Source organism: Phenylobacterium sp. (assembly GCF_046590535.1).
In the GTDB taxonomy this organism is placed as follows: Bacteria; Pseudomonadota; Alphaproteobacteria; order Caulobacterales; family Caulobacteraceae; genus Phenylobacterium.
Genome location: NZ_JBKJTG010000089.1, coordinates 1 through 5465, shown reverse-complemented (window position 1 = coordinate 5465; position 5465 = coordinate 1). Strand labels below are relative to the sequence as shown.

Genomic DNA, 5465 nt, shown 5'->3' with positions numbered 1-5465 from the left:
GCTGGTCGACCTTGCCGAGGTCCGACCCAGACGTCTCGATGAACGCCGTCACGGCCGCCTCCAGCGCGCCCTGCACCGAGGCCAGCCCGACCTGCGCCTGGTAGCCGTGGTAGCGCCGGCCGTCGTATTCGATGGTGAGCCGGTAGCGGGGCATCAGGAAAGCCGGGTCCCCGCCGGGACCGCCGCGCCGCGCAGGAAGGCGCCCGCGTCCTGCGGCCCGCGGCCCTCGCGCTGCACCCGCAGCAGGCGCACGGCGCCTGCGCCACACGCCACCAGCAGGGCGTCATCCAGAACCTCGCCAGCCGCACCATCAGCCTCTTCGAACGCGGACAGCAACGCCTTGACCCGCACCGGGCCCCTGTCGCCGGGCAGGGTGAACCAGGCGCCGGGGAACGGCGACAGGCCGCGGATCTTGCGGTCCACCTCGGCGGCGGGCTTCCTCCAGTCGATACGGGCTTCCTTGGGCCGGATCTTCTTGGCGTAGGTGACCCCCGCCTCCGCCTGGGGCGTCTCGGTGGCTGTCCCCGCCGCGATCAGAGGCAGGGTGCGCGACAAAAGCTCAGCCCCGGCCTGCGCCATGCGATCGTGCAGGGCGCCGGCGGTGTCCAGGGGCCCGATGCGCAGGGTCTCCGAGGCCAGCACCGGGCCCTCGTCCAGGCCCTCGCTCATCCGCATCACCTGCACGCCGGTCACCGGGTCGCCGGCCATGATCGCCCGCTGGATGGGCGCGGCGCCTCGCCAGCGGGGCAAGAGCGAGCCGTGCAGGTTGAAGGCCCCCAGCCTGGGCGCGTCCAGCACCTCCGCCGGCAGGATCTGGCCGAACGCCACCACCACCGCGGCGTCGAGGCCCAGCGCCTGGAACGCCGCGATCTCATCCGGCCCGCGCATCGACACGGGTGTGCGCACTGTCAGCCCGTGCTCCAGCGCCAGGGCGTGAGCCGCCGAGGGCTGCAGGGCCTGGCCCCGGCCCCTGGGCGCGGGAGGCTGGGAATAGACGCAGGCGATCTCGCAGCCGTCGGCGATCAGCCGGGCCAGGGCGATGCGTGCGAAATCGGGGGTTCCCAGGAAGGCCAGGCGCATGGGCGGGGTTTACCGGGGTGCGCCGCTCATGGGAACGTCGGCGACGCCTCGCCGTTCGGATCGGCGACTCAGGGAGCCTTCGCCATGCGCCAGATCATCATCGCCACCTTCGCCGCCCTCGCGCTCGCCGGCTGCAGCCAGGCCGAACGCCAGAACGCCGGCGCCGACGTGGAAGCCGCCGCCGACACCATCGGCGACAAGACCCGCCAAGTGGTCACCAGCCCGCAGATGAAGGAGGTGGGCGCGGAGATCAAGGAAGCCGCCGGCGACGTGGCCAAGGTGGCCAAGGGCGCGGCCAGCGGCGCCAAGGACGCGGCCGGCAAGGTCGCCGCCGAGAACGAGGCCGAGGCGGCCCACGACGGCGAAACCACTACCGAGACCACCACCACCACCACGGTGACGAAGAAAAACTAAGCCGCCTTGGCCTGTTTGCGGACCTTCTTCACCGCCTGCTCGCGCTTCAGGCGCGACAGGTGGTCGATGAACAGCACGCCTTCCAGGTGGTCCATCTCGTGCTGGATGCAGACGGCGAACAGCCCCTCGGCGTCCTCCTCCACCTGTTCGCCCTGGTAGTTGAGGTAGCGCAGCTTCACCCGCGACGGACGCTCCACCTCGTCGTAGATTTCCGGCACCGAGAGGCAGCCCTCCTCGTAGGGGGCAGTCTCGTCCGAGGCCCAGAGAATCTCCGGGTTGATGTAGAATCGCGGCGCCTTGGGCTCTTCCGGCCGGGCCAGGTCCATGACGATCACCCGCTTGGCAACCCCAACCTGCACCGCGGCCAGGCCGATGCCGGGCGCGGCGTACATGGTCTCCAGCATGTCGTCCATCAGCGCGCGCAGGTCGTCGTCCACCGCCGCCACCGGCGCGGAGATGGTCTTCAGGACGGGATGCGGGACGACGAGGATTTCACGAAGGGCCATGGGGCGCAGGTAAGGGCGTCAATCCCGAGCGTCAAGGTGGGAGACCGCCGCGCTCACCCCTCGTCGCCGGCCACCAGGCGTACCGGCGGGGCGTCGGAGGCCACCAGCTTGGCGAGCGGGCGCACCGCGGTGTCCAGGGGCTCCAGGGTCGGCACCTCGCGCACCTGGTGCTCCACCTTCAGCTCCTCGAACCGGCGGGCCTGGGTCAGCACCTGGGTTTCCAGGGAACCCACGAACTGGTTGTAGCGGCCCACCGCGGCCTCCAGCGCCTTGCCGACCCCGGCGGCATGCGCGCCCATCACGGCGATGCGCTTGTAGAGCTCGCGGCCCAGGTCGGCGATTTTCTGGGCGTTGGCGGCCTGCTCCTCCACCCGCCAGCCGTAGACCACCGCCTTGCAGAGCGCGAAGAGCGTCGTCGGCGTGACGATCACCACCCGCTTGTCCATGGCCTCGGTCATCAGGTCCGGCGCCCGGTCCAGCGCCGCGGCCAGGATCGAATCCCCCGGCACGAACATGGCCACGAAGTCCGGCGAGGCGTCGAACTGGTCCCAGTAGGCCTTGGCCGACAGCCCGCTGATGTGGCTGCGCACGCTCTGCACGTGGCGCAGGCCACAGGCGTCGCGGCCGGCGTCGTCCACCGCGTCCTGCATATCCAGGAAAGCGTTCAGCGAGCACTTGGCGTCGATCACGAACACCCCGCCACCGGGCAGGCGCACGGTCACGTCCGGCCTGCGCCGGCCCTCCTCGGTGTCGGTGGAGACCTGTTCGTCGAAGTCGTAGCGGGCGGAGAGCCCGGCGGCGTCCAGCACGTTGCGCAGCGTCTGCTCCCCCCAGCGCCCCTGCACTCCGGCCCCGCGCCGCAGCGCCGCCGACAGCTTGCGGGCCTCGTCCTGGGTTGCGGTGGAGGCGATCAGGAGCTGGGCGATCTGTTCCTTCAGGCCGCCGGTCTCCTCGGCGCGGACCTTCTCCACCGCGGCCACATGCTCCTGGAACTTCTGCAGGGTCTCGGCCACGGGCTTGAGCTGCGCCTCGATGCGCGCCTGGGCGATCAGCTCGCGGTTGCGGAAGGTCTCCTCGGTCTGCTTCACCAGGGCCTCGGCCACCGCGCCCGCCGACTGCGCCGCCTGGGCGCGGGCCAGCTCGGCGTTGGTCCCCGCCTGGGCCTCGATCATGGCCAGCCGCATCAGCGCCTCGGACGCCCGCAGCCGCTCCCGCAGAGCCCAGACGATGGCGGCGATGGCGATGAGGCCGCACAGCACCGCCGCGATCAGATACCCGTTCATGCTGTGTTCTTAGCGCGACAGTTGAGTCGGAGCTAGGCCGGCCGGCGCGCGCGCATGGCCTGGGCGATGGTGCCGTCGTCCAGCCAGTCCAGCTCGCCGCCCACCGGCACGCCGCGGGCCAGCATGGTCACCAAAACGTCGGCCTGGGCCAGCCGGTCGGCCAGGTAGTGGGCGGTGGTCTGGCCGTCGACGGTGGCCGGCAGGGCCAGGATCACCTCGCGCACGCCCTGGGCGCTCGCCCGCGCCACCAGCGGCCCGATCTTGAGGGCGTCGGGGCCGACCCCGTCCAGGGCCGAGAGCAGCCCCCCCAGCACGTGATAGCGGCCGCGAAAGGCGCTGGCCCGCTCCATGGCCCACAGCGCGCCCACCTCCTCCACCACGCAGATCAGCGTCCCGTCGCGGGTCTGGTCGGCGCAGATGGCGCAGGGGTCCTGGGTATCCAGCGACCCGCACGCCTGGCAGGTCCGCACCCGCGCCGCGGCCTGGCTGAGCGCGTCGGCCAGGGGGTTGAGCAGCTGCTCCCGCCGCTTCAGCAGCGCCAGGGCCGCGCGCCGGGCCGAGCGGGGGCCCAGCCCCGGCAGCTTGGCGAGCAGGCCGATCAGCCGCTCGATCTCAGGGCCGGCGGAAGCGGCCAATTTAGAACTTCGGCAGGCCGGGCAGGCCCATGCCGGCCAGGGGACCCGCCGCCTCGCGCATCATCTCGGCCTGGGCTGCGTCCAGCTTGCGCTTGGCGTCGGCGTGGGCGGCGATCATCAGGTCGGCCACCACCTCGCCTTCGCCCGGCGCCATCAGGCTCTCGTCCAGGTCCACCCGGGCGAGCTCGCCTGAGCCCTTCAGCACCAGCCGCACCATGCCGCCGCCGGAGCTGCCCTCCACTTCCAGCGCGGCCAGCCGGTCCTGCGCCTCGGCCAGCTTCTGCTGCATGGCCTGGGCCTGTTTCATCAGGGAGCCGAAGTCTTTCACTCAACCGTCCTCGTCGTTGTCGTTGTCGCCGTCGTCGGGGGCCGGGTTCACCGAGGCGTCCGGCTGGGCCAGGTTGCGCACGCCGACGATCTCGGCGCCCGGAAACACGCTCATCACGGAGCGCACGAAGGGGTCCTGCTCGATCTCGGCGCGGACGTCGCGCGCCTCGCGCTTCTGCTTTTCCCACAGGCTCTCGGCGCCGCCGCCGCCCTGGGCGACGATCAGCCAGCGCTCGCCGGTCCATTCCTTCAGCCGCCCCACCAGCCGCTGCGCCAGGTTGGCCGGGGCGCCGGGCGCGGGCTCATACTCGATGGCGCCGGGGCGGAAGCTGATCGGGCGCACATAGCGCTCCACGTCCAGCTTCAGGGAGATGTCGCGGCGCTTCTCGATCAGCGCCAGCACGTCGTCGAAGCTGGCCAGGGTCGGCGCGGGCTCACTGGCCTGGGCCTGGGCCTGGGGCTGGGCCTGGGCCTGGGGCGCCGGCGCCCGGGCGACCGCACTTACCCCGCCCCCGCCGCCGCCCGATCCGCCGCCGACGCCGGAGGGCCCAGTCCCGCCGCCGCCCGCGGGCTCTCCCGACTGCAGGCGCTTCAGCGCCTCCTCCGGTCCCGGCAGGTCGGCGGCGTAGGCCATGCGGATCAGCGCCATGTCCACCGCAGCCGCCGCGTCCGGCGCGCGCCGCACATCGTCATAGGCCTTGAGCAGAAGCTGCCACAGCCGCGACAGGGTGCCGGCCGACACCGCCGTCCCCACCGCCGCCAGCCGCCCGGCCTGTTCCTTGGGCATGATCAGGGCATGGGCTCCCACCGCCTTAGCCACCGAGGCGCCGTGGCAGTGATCCAGCAGGTCCAGCATCACCTGGTCAGGATTGGCCCCGAAGCCATAGAGGGTGCGGAAGGTCTCGATGGCGGCGCCCGCCTCGCCCCGCATCAGCTGTTCGAACAGGCCGATGGTCTGCGCCCGGTCGGCCAGGCCCAGCATGTCGCGGATGGCCGCGGCGCCCACCGTCTGGCCCGCATCGGCCTGGACGATGGCCTGGTCCAGCATCGACTGGCCGTCGCGCACGGAGCCCTCGGCGGCCCGGGCGATCAGCATCAGCCCCTCTGACTCGACCCGCACGCCCTCGGCCTCGGAGATCATCTCCAGGTTCTTGACGATCACGTCGGGCTCGACCCGGCGCAGGTCGAAGCGCTGGCAGCGGCTCAGAATGGTCACCGGC

7 protein-coding genes and 1 pseudogene are annotated in these 5465 nt (G+C 72.2%); 1 reads left to right on the top strand and 7 read right to left on the bottom strand.

Annotated features, from left to right (window positions below; all coding sequences use genetic code 11):
- Window positions 1-154 (bottom strand): annotated as a pseudogene (locus ACLL81_RS05175) (hypothetical protein); the annotation flags it as partial.
- On the bottom strand, window positions 154-1080 hold the full coding sequence (gene fmt / locus ACLL81_RS05170) for a methionyl-tRNA formyltransferase (RefSeq protein WP_411287277.1): 927 nt from the start codon (window positions 1078-1080) through the stop codon (window positions 154-156). The gene fmt and the pseudogene ACLL81_RS05175, both read right to left, overlap by 1 nt.
- Window positions 1081-1164: 84 nt before the next feature.
- Between fmt and ACLL81_RS05165 the strand changes: the two genes are divergently transcribed.
- Window positions 1165-1494 carry a lipoprotein gene (locus ACLL81_RS05165; RefSeq protein WP_411287276.1) on the top strand — a complete coding sequence of 110 codons (330 nt, stop codon included), beginning with the start codon at window positions 1165-1167 and terminating at the stop codon, window positions 1492-1494.
- On the opposite strand, the gene ACLL81_RS05160 is transcribed toward ACLL81_RS05165, so the two are convergent.
- From ACLL81_RS05160 to ACLL81_RS05140, 5 genes are all read right to left on the bottom strand, one after another.
- Window positions 1491-2000, bottom strand: a complete 510-nt coding sequence (locus tag ACLL81_RS05160) for a peptide deformylase (RefSeq protein WP_411287275.1) — start codon at window positions 1998-2000, stop codon at window positions 1491-1493. The genes ACLL81_RS05165 and ACLL81_RS05160 overlap by 4 nt on opposite strands.
- 53 nt (window positions 2001-2053) lie before the next feature.
- Complete coding sequence (gene rmuC / locus ACLL81_RS05155) at window positions 2054-3283, bottom strand: DNA recombination protein RmuC (RefSeq protein WP_411287274.1); 1230 nt, start codon at window positions 3281-3283, stop codon at window positions 2054-2056.
- 32 nt (window positions 3284-3315) lie between these two features.
- Window positions 3316-3918, bottom strand: coding sequence for a recombination mediator RecR (gene recR / locus ACLL81_RS05150; protein WP_411287273.1), 603 nt, complete (start codon window positions 3916-3918; stop codon window positions 3316-3318).
- Window position 3919: 1 nt separating this feature from the next.
- On the bottom strand, window positions 3920-4246 hold the full coding sequence (locus ACLL81_RS05145; protein WP_411287272.1) for a YbaB/EbfC family nucleoid-associated protein: 327 nt from the start codon (window positions 4244-4246) through the stop codon (window positions 3920-3922).
- Window positions 4247-5465, bottom strand: a 1219-nt coding sequence (locus ACLL81_RS05140) for a DNA polymerase III subunit gamma/tau (RefSeq protein WP_411287271.1), incomplete at its 5' end; no start/stop codon positions are given.